The organism is Caballeronia sp. SL1002 (genome assembly GCF_057814995.1).
Genome location: NZ_JBYMUW010000003.1, coordinates 677904 through 698445, shown reverse-complemented (window position 1 = coordinate 698445; position 20542 = coordinate 677904). Strand labels below are relative to the sequence as shown.

Sequence of the window (20542 nt, the reverse complement as noted above, 5' to 3'; positions counted from 1 at the left end):
ATTATAGAAAATTCACACTCGACGCGCCGCTATGTACAATAATAAGCATGCTTACTATCTAACCGGCCATTCTCTTTCACATGTCTTCCGAAGCCGTTACGGCCACGAGCGCGGCGCCGCTGAACCGGCCCATGCTCACCATCTCGATCATGCTCGCGACGCTGATCCAGACGCTCGACAGCACCATCGCCAACGTTGCATTGCCGCACATGCAGGGAACGCTCTCGGCTTCGCAGGACGAGATCACGTGGGTGCTGACCTCCTACATCGTCGCCGCCGCGATCGCGACGCCGCTCACCGGCTGGCTTTCCGACCGCCTGAGCGTGAAGCGCCTGCTCGCTCTTTCGATTGCGGGGTTCACGGTGGCGTCGGCGCTTTGCGGGCTATCGGAGACACTCACGCAAATTGTCGCTTCGCGGCTTTTACAAGGCATCTTCGGGGCGTCGCTCGTGCCGCTCTCGCAGTCCATCCTGCTCGATATCAATCCGCGCGAAAAGCAAGGGCAGGCGATGGCCGTGTGGGGCATGGGCGTGATGGTCGGGCCGATCCTCGGACCGACGCTCGGCGGCTGGCTCACCGACAGCTACAACTGGCGCTGGGTCTTCTTCATCAACGTGCCGATCGGCGCCTTCGCGCTGTTCGGCGTGTTGACGTTTTTGCCCGCGAAGGAGCCGAAACACGGCGTGAAGTTCGACGCGTTCGGCTTCGCCACGTTGAGCCTCGCGATCGGCGCGTTCCAGGCGATGCTCGATCGCGGCGAACAACTCGACTGGTTCGGCTCGCTCGAAATTCGCATCGAGGCGCTGCTTGCCGCGATCAGCTTCGCGTTTTTTCTCGCGCACACCGCGACAGCCGGCGCGAAGTCGTTCTTTCGCTACGAGTTGCTGAAGGACCGCAACTTCGCGACCGGCGTGTGCTTCATTTTTATCATCGGCGCGGTCATGTACGCCACGCGCGCGCTCTTGCCGCCGATGTTGCAGAACCTGATGAACTATCCCGTCGCGACCACGCCTCGTCACGGCGCCGAGCGGCGCGGGCACGATGATCGCCATGTTGTTCGCCGGCCGCTTGCTCAAGCGCTTCGACGCGCGGCTGTTGCTGCTCGCGGGCTTCCTGATCTCGGCGTTCGCGCTGTGGCAGATGATGCAGTACACGATCGTGCTTTCGGCATCGGACATCGTGTGGCCCGGCGTGGTCCAGGGTTTCGGCCTCGGGCTCGTATTCGTGCCGCTGTCGGCGCTCTCGTTCTCGACGCTCACGCCCGAGTTGCGCGCCGACGGCACCGCAACCTACAGCTTGATGCGAAATATCGGCAGCAGTATCGGTATTTCGATCGTGCAGACGCTGATCACGCGCGGAACGCAGGTTGCACACTCGGACCTCGCCGCCAATATCAACGTCTTCAACCCCGCAATTCAGCCGATGCTCGCAAGCGGCTCGAATTACGACGTCGCGCTGCTCGACCGCTCGATCAACCAGCAAGCCGCGATGATCGCGTACTTGAACGACTTCAAGCTGATGTTCATCGCAACGCTGCTCGTCGTGCCGCTAGTCTTGCTGATTCGCCCGGCGAAGAAAGTGCCCGACGAGACGCTCGCGCACGCCGCGATGGAATGAACCGGCGCGCCCTTCCTTTAGCCGCACTTCAATGCGACGAGACGAACCGTGAATCCGGAAACGCGGGAGGCAGCGCAAAATTTTCGCGAAGGCGCTTCGTTTCAGCGGCAGGCGTCCTGCCAAAAAGCCGCTTGAACTCTCGATTGAATTGCGAGGCGCTGGCATAGCCGACGGCGTGACATGCCGCCTCGGCAGTCATGCTTTGGCGCACCATGAGCAAGCGAGCCTGATGCAATCGAGTGGATTTCACGTACTGCATCGGCGATGTACTCGTGATGGCTTTGAAGTGGCTATGGAACGTCGGCACGCTCATCCCGGCCTGATGCGCCAGACCCGGAAGGTCGAGCGGCTCCGCATACGTCGCATGAATACGCTCCAGCGCCCGGCCGATCTTGCCGAACTGCCCTTGCATGGCTAACGCCGCGCGCATTGCGTTGCCTTGTGCGCCGCTAAGAACGCGAAAATACACCTCACGCATGAGGCCGGGCCCTAGAATCGCCGCGTCGAGAGGCCGGCTCAGTGCTTCCAGAAATCGCAACACGGACGCGCTCATCGACGCGTCCATCGGACTCGACATCATGGTCTCGGGCGCATCGTTAGGCGACGTCGCGCCGTGCTGATCGATCTGAATCATCAACTCGGCCGCCACCTGAAAGTTCAGATGCAGGTAAAGGGCTAGCAACGGTCGCTCGGGTGTCGCGTCGGTCTCCATCGTGAACGGAACCGGCACCGCCACCGCGAGATAGTGCTGCTCATCGTACACATAGACACGGTCACCCAGAAATCCGCGCTTGCTGCCCTGGCAGACGATGACGATGCCCGGATCGTAGAGCACCGGCGTGCGAGACAACGCGCGGTCCGAACGCAAAACGCGCACATCCCGCAGCGCAGTCAGGTTGTAGCCTTCCTGCGGCGCGAGCGCAGCCAGCAGCGCAACCATCCGGCGCTGGTCGCACACGCCAGCCGACGAAGCGCGTTCCTTGAGGTGTGCTCGTTTCATAGAAATAGGCAATACAAAGCAAGAATCCGGTCTAATTTCCGTAGCGTTCCGAGAATAACATGCAAGCTCCTTAATCAGCCTGGGACTCATGTCATGGCACAAACCAAAATGATCCTTATTACGGGTGTCAGTAGCGGATTCGGACGCGCGCTGGCCGAAGAAGCGCTTTCCGCAGGGTATCGGGTCGTCGGCACGGTACGCAGTGAAGAAGCGAAGCAGCGCTTCGAATCGCTCGACGCCGCCAACGCATTCGGTCGGCTACTTGACGTTACAGACTTCGACTCAATCGGCGATGTGATCGAGGAAATCGAGGCAAATGTGGGACCGATCGACGTACTGGTGAACAACGCTGGCTACGGTCACGAAGGCGTCATGGAAGAGTCGTCGCTAGAAGAAATGCGCCGGCAATTCGATGTCAACGTGTTCGGCGCCGTGGCGGTCATGAAAGGCGTGCTGCCGTATATGCGCGAGCGACGACGCGGACATATTCTCAACATCACATCGATGGGCGGTTTCGTCACCATGCCGGGAATCGCCTACTACTGCGGCAGCAAATTCGCGCTCGAAGGGATCTCCGAGGTCCTCGGCAAGGAAGTCAAACCGTTCGGGATCCGCGTGACCGCCGTGGCGCCAGGATCGTTCCGCACCGAATGGGCCGGGCGCTCGATGGTTCGAACCGCGCGCGTGATTCCGGATTACGACGCGCTGTTCGATCCGATCAGAAAAGCGCGGGAAGAAAAAAGCGGCCAGCAACTCGGGGATCCCGTGAAAGCGGCGCGGGCGATGTTGTCCGTGATCGAAAGCGACGAGCCGCCAGCGCATCTTCTGCTCGGAAGCGACGCGCTTGGGTTGGTCCGCGAGAAGCTCTCGTTACTCGATGCGGAATTTCAGGCGTGGGAAAGTGTGACGAGATCGACGGATGGTTAGTGGTTCTTGGGCTTTGAGCGGAGCGCGCCCGTAGAAGGCATCATTCAGCCACCCCGCCCCATCGGTGGCATTAACGAGAGCCACGAAACGGTGGTTCGACCACCGGATACGGTCGAAGGGCGCATGCCGACACCAAAGCGGGCCTCCGCCGACGCAAGCCGTGAAGCATTGATATACCCCGCGGATGCGAAGAGATGTAACAATACGCACACGTGTTTAGTAATCCGTAATGATATGATCGCGACCGCGCTCGCCGGGATCCAACTTATAGGTGACGTATGACTACAATGGAAAATAATTGGCAGTTGATCTTCAAGACCTTTCGCGGCGCCTTTTCGCCACGGCGAACCAGCTCTGGACGAATACCGAACTGAGACCGGACCAGTATGCGCAGCCGGTGCTTGCACTAATCGCGCTGCGGCAAATGGAAGCGCGGTTCGATATAGTGGATGCCGAGCTTCCGCGCGGCGGGCGGCGCGGCAATCCCACGCCCCCGGATTATCATGCGAAGGGCGCGGTTTTCCTGCCGCCGCATGCCCGCTTTTCCTATCTGCTCGGGCTGCCCGAGACAGAGAATCTGGCCGAGGTGCTAAACGAGGCGATGAAGGTCATCGCCGAGCACAATCCGGACCTTTCCTCCGGTGTGCTGCCCGAAGGCTACGGCTCTCTGCCCAGTTCGGTGCTGCGTGAACTGCTGAGGCTCTTGCAACCGCTCGCGATCGCAGGCGACGCCTATGGCCTGATCTTCGAATTTTTCATGGGCGAGTTCGCCTCCGCCTTCATGCAGAAAGGCGGCGAGTATTTCACGCCTTCGAGCATCGTGAAACTGATCGTCGAGGTGATCGAACCTTTCCACGGCCGCATCCTCGATCCGGCATGCGGCTCCGGCGGCATGTTTGTCCATTCCGCCGAATTCGTGAAGCGGCACAATGCAAATCCCGCGCGTGAAATCAGCGTCTACGGCGTGGAGAAGATGGCGGATACGCAGAAGCTGTGTCGGCTCAATCTCGCGGTCCACGGCCTTTCCGGCGATATTCGCGTTGCCAGTAGCTATTATGAAGACCCGCATCAGATGGTGGGCAAGTTCGACTTCGTGATGGCTAATCCTCCCTTCAACCAGAAAGAGGTCGATGCCGCCCGCTTGGTGAACGAGGCGGGGCACGTGGACGCGCGCTTTTCACTGGGCGTGCCGAGTGTCAACAACGCCAACTACCTGTGGATTGGCCTCTTCAATGCAGCGCTCAAAGATGGCGGCCGGGCCGGCTTCGTGATGGCGAATTCCGCTTCGGACGCAGGCGGATCCGAGCGAGAGATGCGGCGCAAGCTGATCGAGAGCGGGGCGGTGGATGTGATTATCTCAACCTCGCCCAATATGTTCTTCACCGTCACCCTGCCGGTGACGCTGTGGTTCCTCGACAAGGGCAAGACGGGCAGCGCGCGCGAGGATCAGGTGCTGTTTATCGATGCGCGCCATATTTTCCGGCAGTTGACGCGCGCCCATCGGGATTTCACGCTCGAACAGATCGAGTTCTTGGGCAATATCGTGCGCTTGTGGCGCGGCGCGACTGTGGAATTGACGGCGGGAAGCGGCACGGATATGACCGCGTATTTCGGTGGTGGAGGCTACAAGGACGTTCGGGGCCTGTGCAAAGTCGCGACCCGCGCCGAGATCGCCGCGCAGGATTGGAGTCTGAACCCCGGGCGATACGTGGGCGTCGCACCGGGCGAAAAAACGGACGATGAGGATTTCCGCCAGCGGCTGAGGGTTTTGCATGAGGAGTTGGAGCGGCTTAACGCCGAGGCGGCGCGGTTTCAGGCGGTGATCGCGGGAAATGTTGCCGAGGTGCTGGCAGGATGACGACCTTTCCTCTTCGCCCGTTTGGCGAGCTCGTAGATATCAACCCTAAAACCAAGCTGCTGAACGATGTCGAATATCCTTTCGTCGCAATGGAAGATGTCACGCCAGGACGTCGGTATGTTTACTCCAGCAAAAAGCGCAAACCGACTGGCGGCGCCAGATTTGAGCCCGCGGATACTTTGCTAGCACGGATCACACCCTGTCTTGAGAACGGAAAGATCGCGCAATACGATCTCGCCGGGAAACCGGGTTTTGGCTCGACAGAGTTCATCGTGTTGCGAGCGAAGCCGGGCATTGCAGATCCGGGCTTTATCCACTGCCTTGCTGTCAGCAAGGAAATTCGAGAACCAGCAATTCTAAGTATGGCTGGTGCGTCTGGGCGTCAGCGAGCGGATGCCAAGGTTGTAGCAGAGACCCTCGTGCCAGCGCCATCCCTCGAAACCCAACGCCGCATCGCAGGGATTTTGACGGCTTATGACGATCTGATCGAGGTCAATCGGCGGCGGGTCGCGTTGCTGGAGGATATGGCGCGGGGGCTGTTTCATCTCCTTGTTACTGCACCGTTAGGCACTCTGCCGCAAGCGGCAGGTGATAACGGCAGAATCGTTGTGCCTGCCGGGTGGCAAATCGTGTCCTTAGGAAATGTGGCCGATCTGTTAATGGGCCAATCCCCGCCATCCGAACTGTTGAACAAGGACGGGGTTGGATTGCCGTTTCATCAAGGCGTAACGGATTTTGGTGTTCTTTTCCCAGGTAACCGCGTGTTCTGCACTCCGCAAAACAGGAAGAAAGTCGCTATTGCAGGCGACATTCTTTTCAGTGTTAGGGCACCCGTTGGGCGGATCAACGTGGCGACTGAAGAAGTTGTACTCGGTCGGGGCGTGTGCTCGATCCGCAGCAAGATCGGCACGCCGTCCTTTCTATTGGCACATCTGCGCGCAACTTTTCACTCGACCGACCTGATCGGTAATGGAGCCATATACAAAGCAGTCGGCCGTGAGGATATCGAGCGAGTTGGAATTGCGTTGCCACCATTGGCGATCCGTGATCAGGTCGAAAAGCAACTTAGCCCACTCTACGCATTGCTTTGGGATATTGAGCAATCCAATCGCAACCTCACCGCCGCGCGCGACCTCCTCCTCCCCCGCCTGATCTCCGGCCAGCTCTCCGTACCTCAGGCCGAGCGAGAACTGGAGGCCGCCTAAGATGGCGCAGCCGTCCCTCTCCAGCGAATTCTCCGAAGACGGCGCCGTGGAGCAGCCGGCGCTGGCACTATTGCAGCACCTGGGCTGGCAGCACATCAACCTCAGGGACGAAAAGCCGGGGCCCAGCAATCCCACCGGTCGGACCAGCTTCCGCCAGGCCTGGCTCCCGGCCCGCCTGCGTGCGGCACTCACGAAGCTAAACCCCGGTTTGCCGGAAGAAGCGCTGAAGCTGGCCGAAGAGGCGCTGGTGCAGGATCGCTCTGCCCTCTCCCCCATCGCTGCTAATCGCGAGTTTTACTACTTGCTGCGCGACGGTGTCCGTGTGGAAGTCAAGCGCCCGACTGACGGCAATAACGAGACCGTCACCGTTCGCGCCATCGACTGGTGCGAGGTCGCGGCCAATGATTTCCATGTCGCCAGTCAGATTTGGGTGGAGGGCCTGCTGTACAGGCGTCGTCCGGACACCATCGGCTTCGTCAATGGCCTGCCGCTGCTTCATGCGGAGTGGAAAGCGCTTTCCAAACCGATCTTCAGCGCCTACGAAGAGAACCTCCGCGATTATCGCGACACCATCCCGCAGTTGTTTCCGTTCAACGGCTTCGTGATCATCTCCAACGGTCATGGATCGCTGATGGGCGGCGCTCATACCGATTTCGATTCCTTCGCACCGTGGAAACGCATTGACGAGGACGGCCCGGAAGACCCGAGTCTTGAAACGATGCTGCGAGCCACTTGCGAGCCAGCCCGATTCCTCGATTTGATCGAAAATTTCCTGCTGTTCGATGAAGCCAAGGGAGGTCTTCGCAAGGTCGTCGGCAAATACCATCAAGTGCTCGGCGTGAACCGCGCGGTCACGGCAGTGCAGCATGTCACCCGGAATAAAGGCCGCCTCGGCGTGTTTTGGCATACACAAGGATCGGGCAAGTCTCTCTCGATGGTGATGTTCGCCCAAAAGGTGCTGCGGCGCCTGGGCGGTAACTACACGTTTGTGGTCGTGACCGACCGGAACGAGTTGGACGACCAGATCGCCGGACAATTCGCTAGCGCCGGCGCTCTCACGAAGGATACGCATCAAGTGCAGGCGAATAGCCGGGCGCATCTTCGGGAATTGCTGGCGGGGAACGAACGTTACATCTTCACTCTCATCCAGAAGTTCTCGACTGCCGATCGTGAGCGGATGCCGGTGCTCTCGCAGCGTTCCGACATCATCGTGATCACGGACGAGGCGCACCGCAGCCAGTATGACCAGCTCGCCGCCAACATGCGGGCGGCCTTGCCCAATGCCGCTTTCATCGGCTTCACCGGCACGCCGCTGATCCACGGCGAGGATAGCCGCACGCGTGAGGTGTTCGGCGATTACGTCTCGGTCTACGACTTCGCACAATCCGTCCGCGATGGGGCGACGGTGCCGCTTTACTATGAATCACGCAAACCCGAGCTACAGCTCAACGCTGACGAGTTAAAGGAAGAACTCGACGAGCTACTCGACGACGCGGAGTTGAGCGAAGAGCAGGAGAAGAAGCTCGAACGCGAATTCGGCCGTCAATACACGCTCATTACCAACTCCGACCGGCTCGACAAGGTCGCCGCCGATGTAGCGCTGCACTTCGCCATGCGCGGTTATCGCGGAAAGGCAATGTTCGTTGCCATCGACAAGGCAACTGCCGTTTCCATGCATGATCGCGTCAAGGCGGCAGTTGCCCGGCTCATTGCCGCAGATGAAAAGGCGCTCAAGACGGCGCACGAAGCTGGAGGCGCGGCTATTGCGGAGCGGCTGTGGTGGTTGCGCGAGCTCGATATGGCCGTTGTCGTCAGCCAGAGCCAGAACGAAATCGGCGACCTGAAAAGGAAAGGCCTCGATATCCTTCTTCATCGCGAGCGGATGCAGAAAGAAGACCTCGAGAAAAAGTTCAAAAACGAACGCGATCCCCTGCGGCTCGTTTTCGTGTGTGCGATGTGGATAACTGGCTTTGACGTGCCCAGCATCGGCACTATCTATCTCGACAAGCCGATGAAGAACCACACGCTGATGCAGACGATCGCGCGCGCCAACCGCAACGCACCGGGCAAGACCAGCGGCGTAATCGTCGATTATGTGGGTGTGTTCAACAATCTCCAGAGGGCGTTGGCTATCTACGCCCGCAGCACGCGCCGCGCCGATAGGGACGAAACGCCGATCAAAGGCAAGGAAGCACTGGTCAAGGCGTTGGAAATGGCTCTGGAACGGGTCCAGAGTTTCACGGAGCCGCTGGGCGTCGATACAGAAGCGATCATGGCGGCAGGCGCCCTTGTTCGTCTCGGCCTTATCGCCAAGTCGGTAGAAGCGCTGGTCGCACCTGACGAGCGGCGCAGGGAATTCGGCAAGCTCGCCGGTGCGGTGACCAAGGCCTATAAGGCGTTGCTGCCCGATGAGCGCGCTGCACCTTATCTCAAGCCTGTTGCGGTGTTCCACATGCTGGCGGACGCCGTGAGGGCAAAGCTCGGCCCGACGGATATTTCCGCCATTCAAGCGAAGATTGCCGAACTGCTGGACGAAAAACTGGAGGGTGTCGCCATTCTGACGCCCATCGTGGAGGGCGCTGGGTCCGAGGGACGCGTCGATCTCTCCGGCATCGATTTCGGCGCGCTGTCCAGGTTGTTCGAGAAGAGCCCGAAGGTCGCGGCCGAACGCGCGCGGGAGAAGGCAGAAGAAAAGGTCAAGAAGATGGCCGAAGCCAATCCGACCCGCGGCGGTCTAATCGAGAAACTGGAAAAGCTGGTGGCCGAGTACAACGCGGGCTCCATCGACGCGGCGAGATTCTTCGAGGCGCTTAAGGAATTCGTCGCCGGCCTCTCCAGCGAGGAACAGCGCGCCGCCCGCGAAGAACTGACGGAGGAAGAACTGGCGATCTTCGACCTGCTTGCCAGCCCGGGGCCGAAGCTGACCAGCGCCGAGAAGACGGACGTAAAGCGCGTGGCTAGGGTGCTTCTAGCCAGGCTCCACGAACTGGTGGACGGCGTGGACTGGATGCGCGGCCAGGAAACCCGCGGCGCGGTTTGGTCGGAAATACGATCGAGGTTGGACGATTTGCCACAGGAGCCGTATCCGGATGCCCTGTGGAAGGCGAAGGTCAGCGAAGTGTGGGAGTTCGTAACGCGGCGCTATGCGGGCGATGGCTGGCGCATTCAGTGATCGTGTCCGACGCAACCGACCGTATGCGTATTTCCCCACACTTTTAAGATTTATCTAGTGAAATAGGATGTCACCTAATCGTTAGGATTCCCGTGTACATAAAAAAATTACACGCGGGAGATCGCCTTTCAGATGTCGACAATCGAGAACCACGGCGCGCAGCGTCAATCCGTCGCGCCGCCGGCGCACGAGACCTGCTTTCTCGACGTACAAAGCGCCGCTTCTGCCACGCTCTCGGTTGTTTCGTTCAAGGCGATCGAGCGGCTGGGCGACCCGTATCTGCTTCAGCGCATGGACGCCGAGGGCAACGCGACCTCGTTCCGGCACGACGCACGCGGACAACTCACGCACATCGTGCGAGCGGACGGCATCGAAGAGCGCTTCACCTACGATGGTGAAGGCAACCTGCTCACCTACACGGACGGCGCGGGGCAACCGACGCGCTATCACTACAATGGCAACCACCAGCCGTACTCGCGCACCGACGCCGCCGGCCGCAAACTCGGGTATCGATACGACCGTCAATGGCGGCTCACTCAACTGACCAACGAAAGCGATCAGGCGATGAGCTTTCGCTACGATGCGCTAGGCCAATTGATCGAAGAGACTGGCTTCGACGGTCAGACGACCTACCACGCCTACGACGCAGCGGGACAACTCGGCGCATCGCGTGGAGGCGGGATCAGCACCGAGTACACGCGCAATCCGCTGGGTCAACTGACCCGGCGCGACACGCGCGGTCCCTCGGGAACCATCAGCGAGCGTTTCTTCTACGATCAGCGCGCGCGTTTGAGCACCGCGCAGACCGAAGGCAGCACGGTGCGTTTTCACTACGACGACGCGGGCAACCTGATCGCCGAGGAACAGCGCGTTCACATCGATTACGAAGCCGAATATGTGACGGTAACGCGTCACGAATACGACGCACTGGGTAACCGCACACGGACCGTGTTGCCGAATACGCGCACGGTCGATTGGCTGCGTTACGGCTCGGGGCACGTGCATGGCGTCCTGCTCGATGGCCGGCCGCTACTGGATTTCGAGCGCGACAAGCTGCATCGGGAGACGGGCCGGTCGCATGCGGCTTTTACTCAGAGTCGCAGCTACGATCCGACCGGACGGCTTGCGCGGCTGGAAGTGAGTCGTGCTGGACCGAGCGCGTCGAACGACATGCTCGCCGAGCGGCGCTTGCGGTACAGCGCAGCGGGCCATCTGACGCGCATCGACGATCGCACGCGCGGCGTGACCGAGTATGGCTACGACCCGGTGGGTCGATTGCTCAAGGCCGTGAGTCCCGATCTGAGCGAAATCTTCGCCTTCGATCCCGCCGGCAATCCGGTCGATCCGAAGAAGATCCCCGTGCGCCCTGAAGTCGAAAGCGCGGCGGAACGCGCGGCGCGCTTTGCACGGGATAAAGCCGAAGACGAAGCGTGGCTGCGCGCGCATCCCGGCGAGATGTGCCCGCCTCTGCACTACAACGAACGAGGTATCGAAGACGCACAGAAGCTGCGTGACTACGAGAAGGCGTTGCCGAAGTGGCTCGATAACCTGATGCGCGAACACCTCGGCACGCGCTACGACTACGACGAGTACGGCAATTTGACGCGTCGTGTCGAGTGGAACGGGCCGACGTGGTTGTATCGGTATGACCCGCTGAATCGGCTTAAAGAAGTGCAGCGGTTCGCGAAGACGCCGCACGCCAATGAGGTTGATCGTGTCGAGCGCGCAGACGGCGTGCAGCGGTATGTTTCAGGCACGTCGGAGCCCGAACTCACGGTCGAGTTTCAGTACGATGCGTTCGGGCGTCGGACGTTGAAGGAGGTTCAGCACCCGAACGGGAGCATCGACCGGACGGTGTTCACTTGGGACGGCGACGTGCTACTGATGGAGGAGCGCTTCCACGCACCGCCGCCGCGTCGAGGCTTTTACCAGCAACGGGAATTTCGGCGCATCGAACTCATTCGCGACGATCCAGCCGATCAGTATTCGGTGCCGGTCGCGCAGCGGCAGCATACGTCGAAGGATTTGTGGCAGGCGATGTCGTTGTATCTGCACGAACCGGGGACGTTTGTTCCGCTGGCGAAGCTCGACGAGATTCTGGTCGAGGCGGCGCAGTTCAAGACGGGGACCGATGGAAGGTTCATCGAATACCCGCCGACTACCCGGCATGCGACGTACTTTTATCAAAACGATCATCTGGGTACGCCGCAGGAGATGGTCGATGAGTCGGGGAAAGTGGTATGGCTGGCGCGGTATAAGGCGTGGGGTGCGCTCAAAGGCGGGAAGCAGGATAAGGCGCGGGTGAGTAGTAGCCTTGAGGCGGTGGGGAGTGCTGTTCGGGCGCAGGGGCAGTATGCGGATGCGGAGACGGGGCTGCATTACAATCGGCATCGGTATTATGATCCGCAGACGGGTAGGTTCATCTCGAAGGATCCGATTGGGTTGGCGGGCGGGATTCACCCGTATCAGTATGCGTCTAACCCGACTGGGTGGATTGACCCGCTCGGATTGGCGAAATCGTCGACCAGCGGAAATAATACCTATGCACAAAAAGGTAAGGATTATCATAATCCGAGTCTTAATCCATATCCGTCGGGTTATCAAGCGGAACAGTCGATTCCGAATGCAGGGAGGGCTGATGCGATTAACAATGATGAATGCTCGATAATTGAAAGAAAATGCACATGTCGATCAGCCACTGTTCAAAGAGGTAAGGCGCAACTGAAACGCTATTGTGCCGCCATGAAAAAGATGACTGGTAAAGATTATGAGGGGATCTTAGAGGTTCTTGACCCTCAAACAGGTAAAACTACTCAGCAAGTGGTGGTGCCGAAATGATCGCAGAGCGCAAGGGTATTGCAACCGGTAAGGTCTTTGGACAAGCGGCCAAGGATGAAGGTTTCAAAGGTAGTGGCGGAACGCGTTTTATTGAGTATTCTGACTATTGGTTGTTGATTAATCACCAAAAATCGGCATACAGCCCGTATTTTTATATAAATGTTAGTTTATTTTATAAAGAAATACTGGTGCGTCCGTTGAGTGATGATGATGTAAAGAACGCATTCAAGAGCAGTGCTCCGGTTTGGCCGCATGTCAGTTTCCGAGTTGAAAACTGTCCAGGCATGCCAGATAATTTAGTTAATCTTATTGATCGTTGTGTTGAGCAGGAAGACTCAGATAAGTTGGCAGAGCTTATTCGAGATACGTTACTTAGATTGTTGTCGTTCATGGAGAAAAACCACGATAGACACATAATCCGAAAATTGAATGACGCGAAAAAATTTCCTGCGATGCTACTTAAAGAAGTTTGACAAACAATAGGGCCGCCTTACGAAATGCACTGACAGCACGATCCAAGGTCCGAAAGACGAGACCCAGATGGCGCAAGAGCTATCTGATCAGATCGGCCGAAATTCGGTTACGTTCGCTACGCCGGCAACGTAGGGGCATATTGATTTGCAAGGGGCATCGCGCTTTGATAAAGCAACCGGTGTTGATATTCCGACTCCGCATGTACAGACAAGAAAGATCAACATCGCGCCGAGCGGCATGGTAACGACATCCAAGAAAAAGGAAGTTACGAGAGCTGCGACCAAGCAAGATGTCCGAGTAGCCCGAGAGCTTGCAAGACGACAAGGGTTGTGCCGATGAAAGACTTAATTGATGCTTTGCAGAATTGGTACGCCGAGCGATGTAATGAAGTTTGGGAGCATTCATTCGGCATTGAGATTGCCAACATCGACAATCCTGGATGGAAGGTGAAAATAACCGGTGCGACAGCACGGAATTCAGCGATTACAGACATTGATCGCAGTGAAACCGATTGGATTACGGTTAAGGCCACAGAAACAGAGTTCAATGGTTTCGGTGGGCCTTGCAATATGCAGGAGCTACTAACCCTAGCTGTTGATTGGCTCCGATAGACGAAGGGCCGCGCGGCCCCCTCCGTTCATTCGGCGGTAATGGTGAGCCGCCCGTGTTCAACGTCGATTTTTACGCGCTGGCCTGCTTCAAATCCAGCGTGTTCGATCCATCGTCCGGGAGCTTCATCCACGGATAAAGCGGCGGCTTGGCGCGCAAATGCGCGGGCTTGGTCCAGTTACGCTGAAAGCGTGGCGACTGCTGAATGGTCACGAAGCGTTCCGTAACGGGTGGACGTGCTTTAAGATTGGCGTCAGCCATAGTCAACTCCTTGGTTGAGTTGGTGGTGGTCAGCGGGCGGTGAGTGTTAGTGCACTCACCGCCCGCGCTTCGTTTACCGCTTAGCGTGCTTCAAGTCTGCGAGCTGTGTACTTGAGCAGCATGCCATCGATCAATTCCTTCATGACTTGACGTTGGTCGGCGTCAAGCCATGAAAGCGCCTCGAATTTAATGGCGTATTTCAGGTGCCAAAATGAAAGAGATACATGTCGTTTCTACGGATATTTTTGAATGGTACGATGAATTTGTCTCTGGAATTTTAACTCACGATACCGGACGCATGTGGGGAGCGATGATTGCTTTTTATCCAGATACCCTACGCCGGGGCTATGCCTTTATGGACATAAGCAAAGAGACGGAGGCGGCGATTTGTTCGAAAATTTCTATTGACGGTTTGGATGATTTGGATACTTTAAGGATAGAATTTTTTAGCTCGCCATATATTTTTACGGGAAATGTATTGGTGGGTGAGCGTCTAGAAATCGTGGCCGCGCCAAGTGATTTATTTTGGAAGATAAAAAATGTTAAATTTCCCTGTATAGAGTCATCGATCGACGATCCTTTGTGCTAACTTTACTATCGGCACCGGTGTTATGATCCGCAGGCCGGGCCGTTTTGTCTCGAAGCTCTCCCTGACGACTGCCGGGATTTTTATTTGCTTGAAGCTGGGGTGTACTCTATGAAAAAAATAATACTTGCCGCTGGTTTTTTGGCTCTTTCCTCGCAATTTGCGTTTGCTGAAACGTCCACTGTAACACTTAGCGATGGCTGGCATTATGAGTTAAACACGACGATGCAGCCGGCTAACGGGAACCGGGTAAACAAAATTTACGATGAAAACAGTGCTCACACTAAAGATTCGTCTTTCGGTGCCTGTGATTATGAGTTGTTTATCCCTCAAAAGTTGGTGAGCAAGGAAGATGAAAGCATTCCATGGTCTTCGAAACTCGGCTCATCCGTAAAGATCACTTTTAATACGAAAACTTGTACAGCGATTTATAAATAAAAGTGCAGGAAACGCATTAAGTGAGTCGTCTATCAGTTTTGCTCGCTAAAATGAAGGGCCGCTTACGCGGCCCTTCGCGCATCTACTCGGCGGTAATGATGAGCCGCCCCTGTTCAACGGCGACTCTAACGCGTTGCCTTGCTTCAAACCCTGCTTGCTCGATCCATCGCCCGGCGAGTTTCATCCACGGATAAAGCGGCGGCTCGGTGCGCAGATGCGCGAGCCTGCTCCAGTTACACTGAAAGTCGAAGGATTTGTGGCAGACGATGTCGTTGTATCTGCACGAACCGGGGACGTTTGTTCCGCTGGCGAAGCTCGACGAGATTCTGGTCGAGGCGGCGCAGTTTAAGACGGGTACGGATGGACGGTTCATCGAATATCCGCCGACTACCCGGCATGCGACGTACTTTTATCAGAACGATCATCTGGGTACGCCGCAGGAGATGGTCGATGAGTCGGGGAAAGTGGTGTGGCTTGCGCGGTACAAGGCGTGGGGTGCGCTTAAAGGCGGCAAGCAGGATAAGGCGCGGGCGAGTAGTAGTCTTGAAGCGGTGGGGAGTGCTGTTCAGGCGCCGGGGCAGTATGAGGACGCTGAGACGGGGCTGTTTTACAATCGGCATCGGCATTATGATCCGCAGACCGGAAGGTTTATAAGTAAAGATCCGATTGGGCTCGCGGGTGGCGTCAACGTTTATCAATACGCGCCCAATCCGCTTGGGTGAATTGACCCGCTCGGGCTGGATCGCATTCCAAATGCAGTCGAAGGTAATCGGCGCCATCAGGTCTTCAATGCGCAGATCAAGTTGAAACGTCCGAATGCTACGATTCAAAGCGAATGCTATTTGTGGAATGCGGCTGGAAAATCAGTAAGAGATCCGGTGACGAACGAGCGTCGGCGAATCAATACGGCTGTCATCGAGAATGGCAAGGCGCCCGCCAGTTGATCGAGGAAACCGGCTTCGCCGGTCAGACGAAGCCTACGACGCGGCAAGGCGACTCGGCGCATCGCGTGAAGGCGAGGTACGCGCCGAGTACACGCGCAGTCCGGCCCGCGCAATCGATCGACCAGGCATCATCATGACGCAAATCGATTTGATCACTATCGCCCCATCGCGTATGTCTTCGCGTAATCTTTAAAGGATTTTTCCGCATGTCATCTATTGCTTGTGTAGGCGACTCCACCACCCACGGTGGCTTCATTATCAGCGGTTCAGAAACGATGGACGTACTAGGGCGCAAGGTCGCGCGCCGCGGCGATTTGGTGTCTTGCCCACTGCCAGGACACGGCGTCAATCCGATCATCGAAGGTTCAGACATGATTCTCGATAACGGCGTCCCCGTAGCGCTCGATGGGCATCGGACAGCGTGCGGTTGCACGCTTATCGCGTTATCCGCTCACGCGACGACGATGTAATCAAGTTGCATCGGAGACGGGGCGCACTCGCGCAGCATTCATCCCAAGTGAAATGGGCCGACGACAAGCCGCGCGGTCTCAAGAATTGAAGGCAGATGAAGTGTCTTGTTTCGAGTATTCGAACGGGGTACGAGGTCGCGTCCCGTGAACGACGGAGCCAGAACTGGCCGTTGGGACGCTCGTCTTCGCGCTCCCGTGGGACCACTAAGCATTGTTGATGCCGCGCTTAAAGCGTACGCATCTCCAAGGCTTCGCGTGGCATCAATTTCGAGCTCCGCGAGGCTGCATCGAACGCGTCGCGGCGGATTGGACCATGCGACTAAATCGAGCTCGCGTGAGCGCCGCTTGTTCAACCGCGTCGGACATAAACGAACCCCAAAGAGGCGCGGAAACCGTAATCCCGGCAACGTCCCGCAGGGGCAATTGCCATCGTTTTACAAAAGCGCGCACGCAAGGTTTCGACGAAACGGGACCTTCCCTAACTCGACGGCGGGCATCCATATGTTCGAGATTCAATGAAATTGCGGCCGTGTCGAAAGGCGGAGCGCTAACAGAGGTAGATCGATCGCGCGCACGGCGCAGGGCCTGTAAATGGTTCCTCGCACTTAAGACGAGTACTACCCGGACGATCCCGCACGCATCGAAGGACGCTTGGACAGGAACCGTCGCCTGTTCACGAAACCGCGTACGAACCTAAGGATGAGAAGCGCGCTAAAAAAAGAAAAGCCGCTAGACCTCTGCACTGCAAATGGAGCGTTGACAAGTACAACATCCATCTCAAACGGCGCAACAGCCTGGCAAACATCCACCACCAAACTCCACTTAGCGCCTCGCCGCAAAGCATAGCAAAGTTATCGCATTACCCGATACAACATTGTTCTTCGAATTTACCCTGATTTGACAGACCTCTGAATGGTGGCATCGTTTTATTCATTACGTCGCGGGTGCAAGCTTACATTTTCTTTTCCAGCCGCGTAGCGCGAACATTTCACAACACATCAGTCGCTTCTCTGCAGCCCACGATTGACAAGCGGTGCTTCCACGGTTAATGGAACGATCGCTTTTGTGTGAATCGTATCGGTATGCAAGATGGTCTGGATAGCAATTCGCTCTCTAGCCGTAACTGAATTACCTCGCTTAACTTGACGGTTATCGAGGGGTTACGCGCTGGCGGCAAAAAAGGAATTAAGCCCGGCGCATTCCGATCGGCGTTTTGAGTCAAATAAACAACAATCAACTACCACATGAAAAAATCGCTTATCGCGTTCTCCGTGCTTAGCACCTTAGCCGGCGTCGCACACGCACAGAGCAGTGTCACCTTGTTCGGGGTCATCGACGAAGGTCTCGACATGATCACCAACAAACAAGGCAGCCACGTATACCAGATGGCCGGCAGCGTGATGCAGGGGAACCGGTGGGGCTTGAACGGCACCGAAGATCTCGGCGGCGGCGTCAAGGCAATATTCCAGCTCGAAAACGGCTTTAACGTCAACACGGGCGGACTCAGCCAAAACGGTTTGCTGTTCGGCCGCCAGGCATGGGTCGGCCTCTCGACTCACTACGGCACGGTCACTTTCGGCCGCCAGTACGACTCGGTATTCGACTACGCGGCACCGCTCGCGGCCGGCCAACTCGGCGGTGGCGTGTACGGCGCTCACCCGGGCGACCTCGACAACTCGAACATCGACTACCACGACAACAACACCATCAAGTATGCAAGCCCGAACTTTTCGGGCTTCAAGTTTGGCGGAACCTACAGTCTCGGCGGCACGGCTGGCAGCTTCGCGAACAATCAGATCTGGTCGCTCGGCGCCTCGTATAGCCATGGACCGGTCGCCCTCGGCGCGGCCTACGTGAACGCGCGCAACCCAGGCACCGGCATGTTCAGCACTGCCGCGTCGAGCTTGCCCGAAGCCCTGATGACGCCGATCTACTCCGGCTTCATGAGCGCGAACACGTTTCAGGTGATCGACTTCGGCGGATCCTATGCGTTCGGTCCGGCGACGGTCGGCGTGACTTATACGAACGCCAAGTTCATGAATCTGGGCAGCAATGCGATGCCGGCTGGCGCCCGCGGCCCGGCCGGCGGCTACACGACAGGCAGCACGGCAACCTTCAACGACGTGCAGGTCAATGTCGTGTACCGGATCTCGCCGGCGCTGCAGTTGCTCGTCGCATCCGATTACGTCGAGCGCAATTCACTGACGGAGAGAAACGGAACCGCGGTCGACAAGGGTAAGTATCTGCAATACGACGCCTCGCTCGACTACTTCCTGTCCAAGCTCACCGACGTGTACGTCATGGCGCTCTACCAGCGCGCGCTCGGCGACGACTCGACAGGCGGCCCTTCCGTCTCGGCCATCACCGATACCACCGCCTTCTCGTCGAATGGCAAGCAGTTCGTTGCACGCATCGGCATTCGCCACAAGTTCTGAGCACGTTCTGTGCATGTCACGACCGGCACTTCAATGCCGGTCGTGACGACACATCCCTTCCCGATCCGCTACAGCAAAACTACCTGCTGCAATAGCTGCAACGCTTGAGATTCGTTCAGGCGTCCGGTCCGGGCTTTACCGGCCAAAGTCTTGAGCAACGCTTCCGCGATCGGCGAAATGCCGATCAAGCCCGTCAGATCGGTCATGCTAGTCGAGGGAAAGGCATCGGGCGCCGATGAAGCATTGTTGCCCGGCACTTCCCGCGGCTCGCCGACGGTGCCAGCCGTACCGTTTTCCTGCGCGATGAGCGGCGCTTCATCCAGTGTCGGCTGCGAGTTGCGGTCGGAATCGGAATCGAACGCGGACTCGGACTCGGACGCTTCCGTCACGTCGAGCGCAAAGCCATTCGTAATGGGAGAGGCTTCTTGCTGAGGCGTCGTGTCTGCAGCCTGTGCTGCAACGCGTGCTCGCGACGCTGGCGTGAGCATTTCCTCGACAGCAGGCGGCACGTCGCCCGACTGGCGCGGCGTGTCCAGCCAGCCCGCGGGCAATCCCAGCACTTCGGTAAAACGCGTAGCCTCGGTGTCGTCCAGTCGCTTCTTGCCATGCAGACGGTGAGCCATATTCGACTGGCTGATATTCAGCATCCGGCCCAACAACGCCTTCGAGCCATTGCGCGCAGTCAGAACATGCAAGTTTGCGCGGCGAATTTCCAGAACCGAAGGCGCCTCGATCAATGCAAGCGACGGTTGGATTTCTGCACTACGGCTACGCGACACGCCCTTCGCTCTCGACGCGCTCGCGGACACGGCGCTACGCTCCGATCCCGCCGCGCGGTGCGTTTTATCCACCGCGCTGCTCGTACCGTTCGTACCGTTTGTTCTGTTCGTTCTGTTTGCTCTTTTAGCCATTTCGACTTCCTCGACCGCTGCGGATTTGTTTAGGACGTGCTCAGGCGCGGGTGCGACCGCGCGATAGTTCGCTGCGCGATCTTCGAAATCGTTCGCTTCATCCTCCGGCGGGCGATGCTTCAACGGCGCGCGCAAACGAGCAATCAAGTCAGCCGTCAGCACCGGATTCGGCTGGTAGAAATAGCCATCCGGCAATCCAAGCGCTGTCTCCATATGAAAAGCGGTCTCTGCGGTGAAGCGCTCTCCATTGGTCAATTCGGCGATCCGGTTCAGATTTGAATCGAGACCGAGCGCGATATTTTCGGCGCCGGCGGCGTCAACGAGCAGCTTGAAAGCTCGCGTCATGAGGATCGACGCTGTCTGTGCAGGATCTTTTGACGGTGCAGGTTTGGCGTATTGCTTCTTTTGTGGAGCGGCGCCCGGCGACTGCGGGTGCTGGCGTGGCGCGCGTGCGTTTCTGCCGCGCGCGCCCGCGCGCCCATAAGCTTGACCCATAGATAAAACACTCCCGATTAAATTTGCGCTCGCCATGTAGGGACGACACTACCTGTCAACCTGTTCTGGCTTGTCGTGCGCCCCGATGTGTCGACCGATTTCTAATGCGATGCCGTGAGACCGCACGCGGCGAGTATACGCCGCCCGCTTGCGCTCATGCAGTTCCACGGTTGCGATATGACGGGTGCCGATAACGTGGTCCGCAGTTCTAAATCAGTCCCTTCGATCCTGCGTTCTGCATACTCCGCTCGCGTCCCCTACCATGCATTATCAGCGTCGCGCATCTGCAGTCCGTACCGCTC

At 57.8% G+C, this 20542-nt stretch carries 18 protein-coding genes and 1 pseudogene; 13 read left to right on the top strand and 6 right to left on the bottom strand.

Annotated features, from left to right (window positions below; all coding sequences use genetic code 11):
* Positions 1 to 76: 76 nt before the first annotated feature.
* Entirely contained in the window at positions 77 to 247 is a 171-nt protein-coding gene (locus tag AC3D25_RS20575; RefSeq protein ID WP_488890510.1) for a hypothetical protein, read from the bottom strand.
* Between AC3D25_RS20575 and AC3D25_RS20570 the strand changes: the two are divergent.
* Positions 165 to 1617: pseudogene (locus AC3D25_RS20570) on the top strand (DHA2 family efflux MFS transporter permease subunit). The gene AC3D25_RS20575 and the pseudogene AC3D25_RS20570 sit on opposite strands and share 83 nt — an antisense overlap.
* Positions 1618 to 1645: 28 nt before the next feature.
* On the opposite strand, the gene AC3D25_RS20565 reads toward AC3D25_RS20570, so the two are convergent.
* Positions 1646 to 2617, bottom strand: a complete 972-nt coding sequence (locus tag AC3D25_RS20565; RefSeq protein WP_488890282.1) for an AraC family transcriptional regulator — start codon at positions 2615 to 2617, stop codon at positions 1646 to 1648.
* A gap of 93 nt (positions 2618 to 2710) precedes the next feature.
* On the opposite strand from AC3D25_RS20565, the gene AC3D25_RS20560 reads away from it, so the two are divergent.
* The 7 genes from AC3D25_RS20560 (at position 2711) to AC3D25_RS20530 (ending at position 13702) form a co-directional block, all read left to right on the top strand.
* On the top strand, positions 2711 to 3544 hold the full coding sequence (locus tag AC3D25_RS20560; protein WP_488890281.1) for an oxidoreductase: 834 nt from the start codon (positions 2711 to 2713) through the stop codon (positions 3542 to 3544).
* Between the two features lie 298 nt (positions 3545 to 3842).
* Positions 3843 to 5402, top strand: a complete 1560-nt coding sequence (locus AC3D25_RS20555) for a class I SAM-dependent DNA methyltransferase (protein ID WP_488890280.1) — start codon at positions 3843 to 3845, stop codon at positions 5400 to 5402.
* Positions 5399 to 6607: a restriction endonuclease subunit S gene (locus AC3D25_RS20550; protein ID WP_488890279.1), complete on the top strand. Its 1209-nt coding sequence runs from the start codon at positions 5399 to 5401 to the stop codon at positions 6605 to 6607. Before AC3D25_RS20555 ends, AC3D25_RS20550 begins: the two co-directional genes overlap by 4 nt.
* Before the next feature lies 1 nt (position 6608).
* On the top strand, positions 6609 to 9779 hold the full coding sequence (locus AC3D25_RS20545; RefSeq protein WP_488890278.1) for a type I restriction endonuclease subunit R: 3171 nt from the start codon (positions 6609 to 6611) through the stop codon (positions 9777 to 9779).
* Between the two features lie 354 nt (positions 9780 to 10133).
* Positions 10134 to 12617, top strand: coding sequence for an RHS repeat-associated core domain-containing protein (locus AC3D25_RS20540; RefSeq protein ID WP_488890277.1), 2484 nt, complete (start codon positions 10134 to 10136; stop codon positions 12615 to 12617).
* Positions 12614 to 13090 carry a DUF4304 domain-containing protein gene (locus AC3D25_RS20535; RefSeq protein ID WP_488890276.1) on the top strand — a complete coding sequence of 159 codons (477 nt, stop codon included), beginning with the start codon at positions 12614 to 12616 and terminating at the stop codon, positions 13088 to 13090. Before AC3D25_RS20540 ends, AC3D25_RS20535 begins: the two co-directional genes overlap by 4 nt.
* Before the next feature lie 336 nt (positions 13091 to 13426).
* Positions 13427 to 13702, top strand: coding sequence for an Imm53 family immunity protein (locus AC3D25_RS20530; RefSeq protein ID WP_488890275.1), 276 nt, complete (start codon positions 13427 to 13429; stop codon positions 13700 to 13702).
* A gap of 26 nt (positions 13703 to 13728) precedes the next feature.
* On the opposite strand, the gene AC3D25_RS20525 is transcribed toward AC3D25_RS20530, so the two are convergent.
* Together AC3D25_RS20525 and AC3D25_RS20520 are read right to left on the bottom strand one after the other, a co-directional pair.
* Entirely contained in the window at positions 13729 to 13809 is an 81-nt protein-coding gene (locus AC3D25_RS20525; RefSeq protein WP_488890492.1) for a SymE family type I addiction module toxin, read from the bottom strand.
* Complete coding sequence (locus tag AC3D25_RS20520; protein ID WP_488890509.1) at positions 13773 to 13961, bottom strand: hypothetical protein; 189 nt, start codon at positions 13959 to 13961, stop codon at positions 13773 to 13775. The genes AC3D25_RS20525 and AC3D25_RS20520 overlap by 37 nt, the downstream gene beginning before the upstream one ends.
* 211 nt (positions 13962 to 14172) lie before the next feature.
* On the opposite strand from AC3D25_RS20520, the gene AC3D25_RS20515 reads away from it, so the two are divergent.
* Together AC3D25_RS20515 and AC3D25_RS20510 are read left to right on the top strand one after the other, a co-directional pair.
* Complete coding sequence (locus tag AC3D25_RS20515; RefSeq protein WP_488890274.1) at positions 14173 to 14550, top strand: hypothetical protein; 378 nt, start codon at positions 14173 to 14175, stop codon at positions 14548 to 14550.
* A 108-nt stretch (positions 14551 to 14658) separates the two neighbouring features.
* Positions 14659 to 14985: a hypothetical protein gene (locus AC3D25_RS20510; protein WP_488890273.1), complete on the top strand. Its 327-nt coding sequence runs from the start codon at positions 14659 to 14661 to the stop codon at positions 14983 to 14985.
* A gap of 82 nt (positions 14986 to 15067) precedes the next feature.
* On the opposite strand, the gene AC3D25_RS20505 is transcribed toward AC3D25_RS20510, so the two are convergent.
* The gene (locus AC3D25_RS20505) at positions 15068 to 15169 is read right to left on the bottom strand and encodes a SymE family type I addiction module toxin (protein WP_488890272.1); all 102 of its coding nucleotides are present in this window, start codon (positions 15167 to 15169) and stop codon (positions 15068 to 15070) included.
* A gap of 82 nt (positions 15170 to 15251) precedes the next feature.
* Between AC3D25_RS20505 and AC3D25_RS20500 the strand changes: the two genes are divergently transcribed.
* The 3 genes from AC3D25_RS20500 (at position 15252) to AC3D25_RS20490 (ending at position 18834) form a co-directional block, all read left to right on the top strand.
* Entirely contained in the window at positions 15252 to 15707 is a 456-nt protein-coding gene (locus AC3D25_RS20500; RefSeq protein ID WP_488890271.1) for an RHS repeat domain-containing protein, read from the top strand.
* A 428-nt stretch (positions 15708 to 16135) separates the two neighbouring features.
* A complete protein-coding gene (locus AC3D25_RS20495; RefSeq protein ID WP_488890270.1) occupies positions 16136 to 16399 on the top strand; it encodes a PAAR domain-containing protein in 264 nt (87 codons plus the stop codon).
* Between the two features lie 1244 nt (positions 16400 to 17643).
* Positions 17644 to 18834 carry a porin gene (locus tag AC3D25_RS20490; RefSeq protein ID WP_488890269.1) on the top strand — a complete coding sequence of 397 codons (1191 nt, stop codon included), beginning with the start codon at positions 17644 to 17646 and terminating at the stop codon, positions 18832 to 18834.
* Between the two features lie 68 nt (positions 18835 to 18902).
* Here the strand turns inward: AC3D25_RS20490 and AC3D25_RS20485 are convergent, their stop codons facing one another.
* A complete protein-coding gene (locus AC3D25_RS20485) occupies positions 18903 to 20090 on the bottom strand; it encodes a hypothetical protein (RefSeq protein WP_488890268.1) in 1188 nt (395 codons plus the stop codon).
* Between the last annotated feature and the right edge of the window lie 452 nt (positions 20091 to 20542).

Coding starts and splice junctions, on each gene's coding strand:
- AC3D25_RS20565 (WP_488890282.1), bottom strand. CDS start 2,617: ATGAAACGAGCACACCTCAAGGAACGCGCTTCGTCGGCTGGCGTGTGC.
- AC3D25_RS20560 (WP_488890281.1), top strand. CDS start 2,711: ATGGCACAAACCAAAATGATCCTTATTACGGGTGTCAGTAGCGGATTC.
- AC3D25_RS20550 (WP_488890279.1), top strand. CDS start 5,399: ATGACGACCTTTCCTCTTCGCCCGTTTGGCGAGCTCGTAGATATCAAC.
- AC3D25_RS20545 (WP_488890278.1), top strand. CDS start 6,609: ATGGCGCAGCCGTCCCTCTCCAGCGAATTCTCCGAAGACGGCGCCGTG.
- AC3D25_RS20535 (WP_488890276.1), top strand. CDS start 12,614: ATGATCGCAGAGCGCAAGGGTATTGCAACCGGTAAGGTCTTTGGACAA.
- AC3D25_RS20530 (WP_488890275.1), top strand. CDS start 13,427: ATGAAAGACTTAATTGATGCTTTGCAGAATTGGTACGCCGAGCGATGT.
- AC3D25_RS20520 (WP_488890509.1), bottom strand. CDS start 13,961: ATGGCTGACGCCAATCTTAAAGCACGTCCACCCGTTACGGAACGCTTC.
- AC3D25_RS20515 (WP_488890274.1), top strand. CDS start 14,173: ATGAAAGAGATACATGTCGTTTCTACGGATATTTTTGAATGGTACGAT.
- AC3D25_RS20510 (WP_488890273.1), top strand. CDS start 14,659: ATGAAAAAAATAATACTTGCCGCTGGTTTTTTGGCTCTTTCCTCGCAA.
- AC3D25_RS20505 (WP_488890272.1), bottom strand. CDS start 15,169: ATGAAACTCGCCGGGCGATGGATCGAGCAAGCAGGGTTTGAAGCAAGG.
- AC3D25_RS20500 (WP_488890271.1), top strand. CDS start 15,252: ATGTCGTTGTATCTGCACGAACCGGGGACGTTTGTTCCGCTGGCGAAG.
- AC3D25_RS20495 (WP_488890270.1), top strand. CDS start 16,136: ATGTCATCTATTGCTTGTGTAGGCGACTCCACCACCCACGGTGGCTTC.
- AC3D25_RS20490 (WP_488890269.1), top strand. CDS start 17,644: ATGAAAAAATCGCTTATCGCGTTCTCCGTGCTTAGCACCTTAGCCGGC.
- AC3D25_RS20485 (WP_488890268.1), bottom strand. CDS start 20,090: ATGACGCGAGCTTTCAAGCTGCTCGTTGACGCCGCCGGCGCCGAAAAT.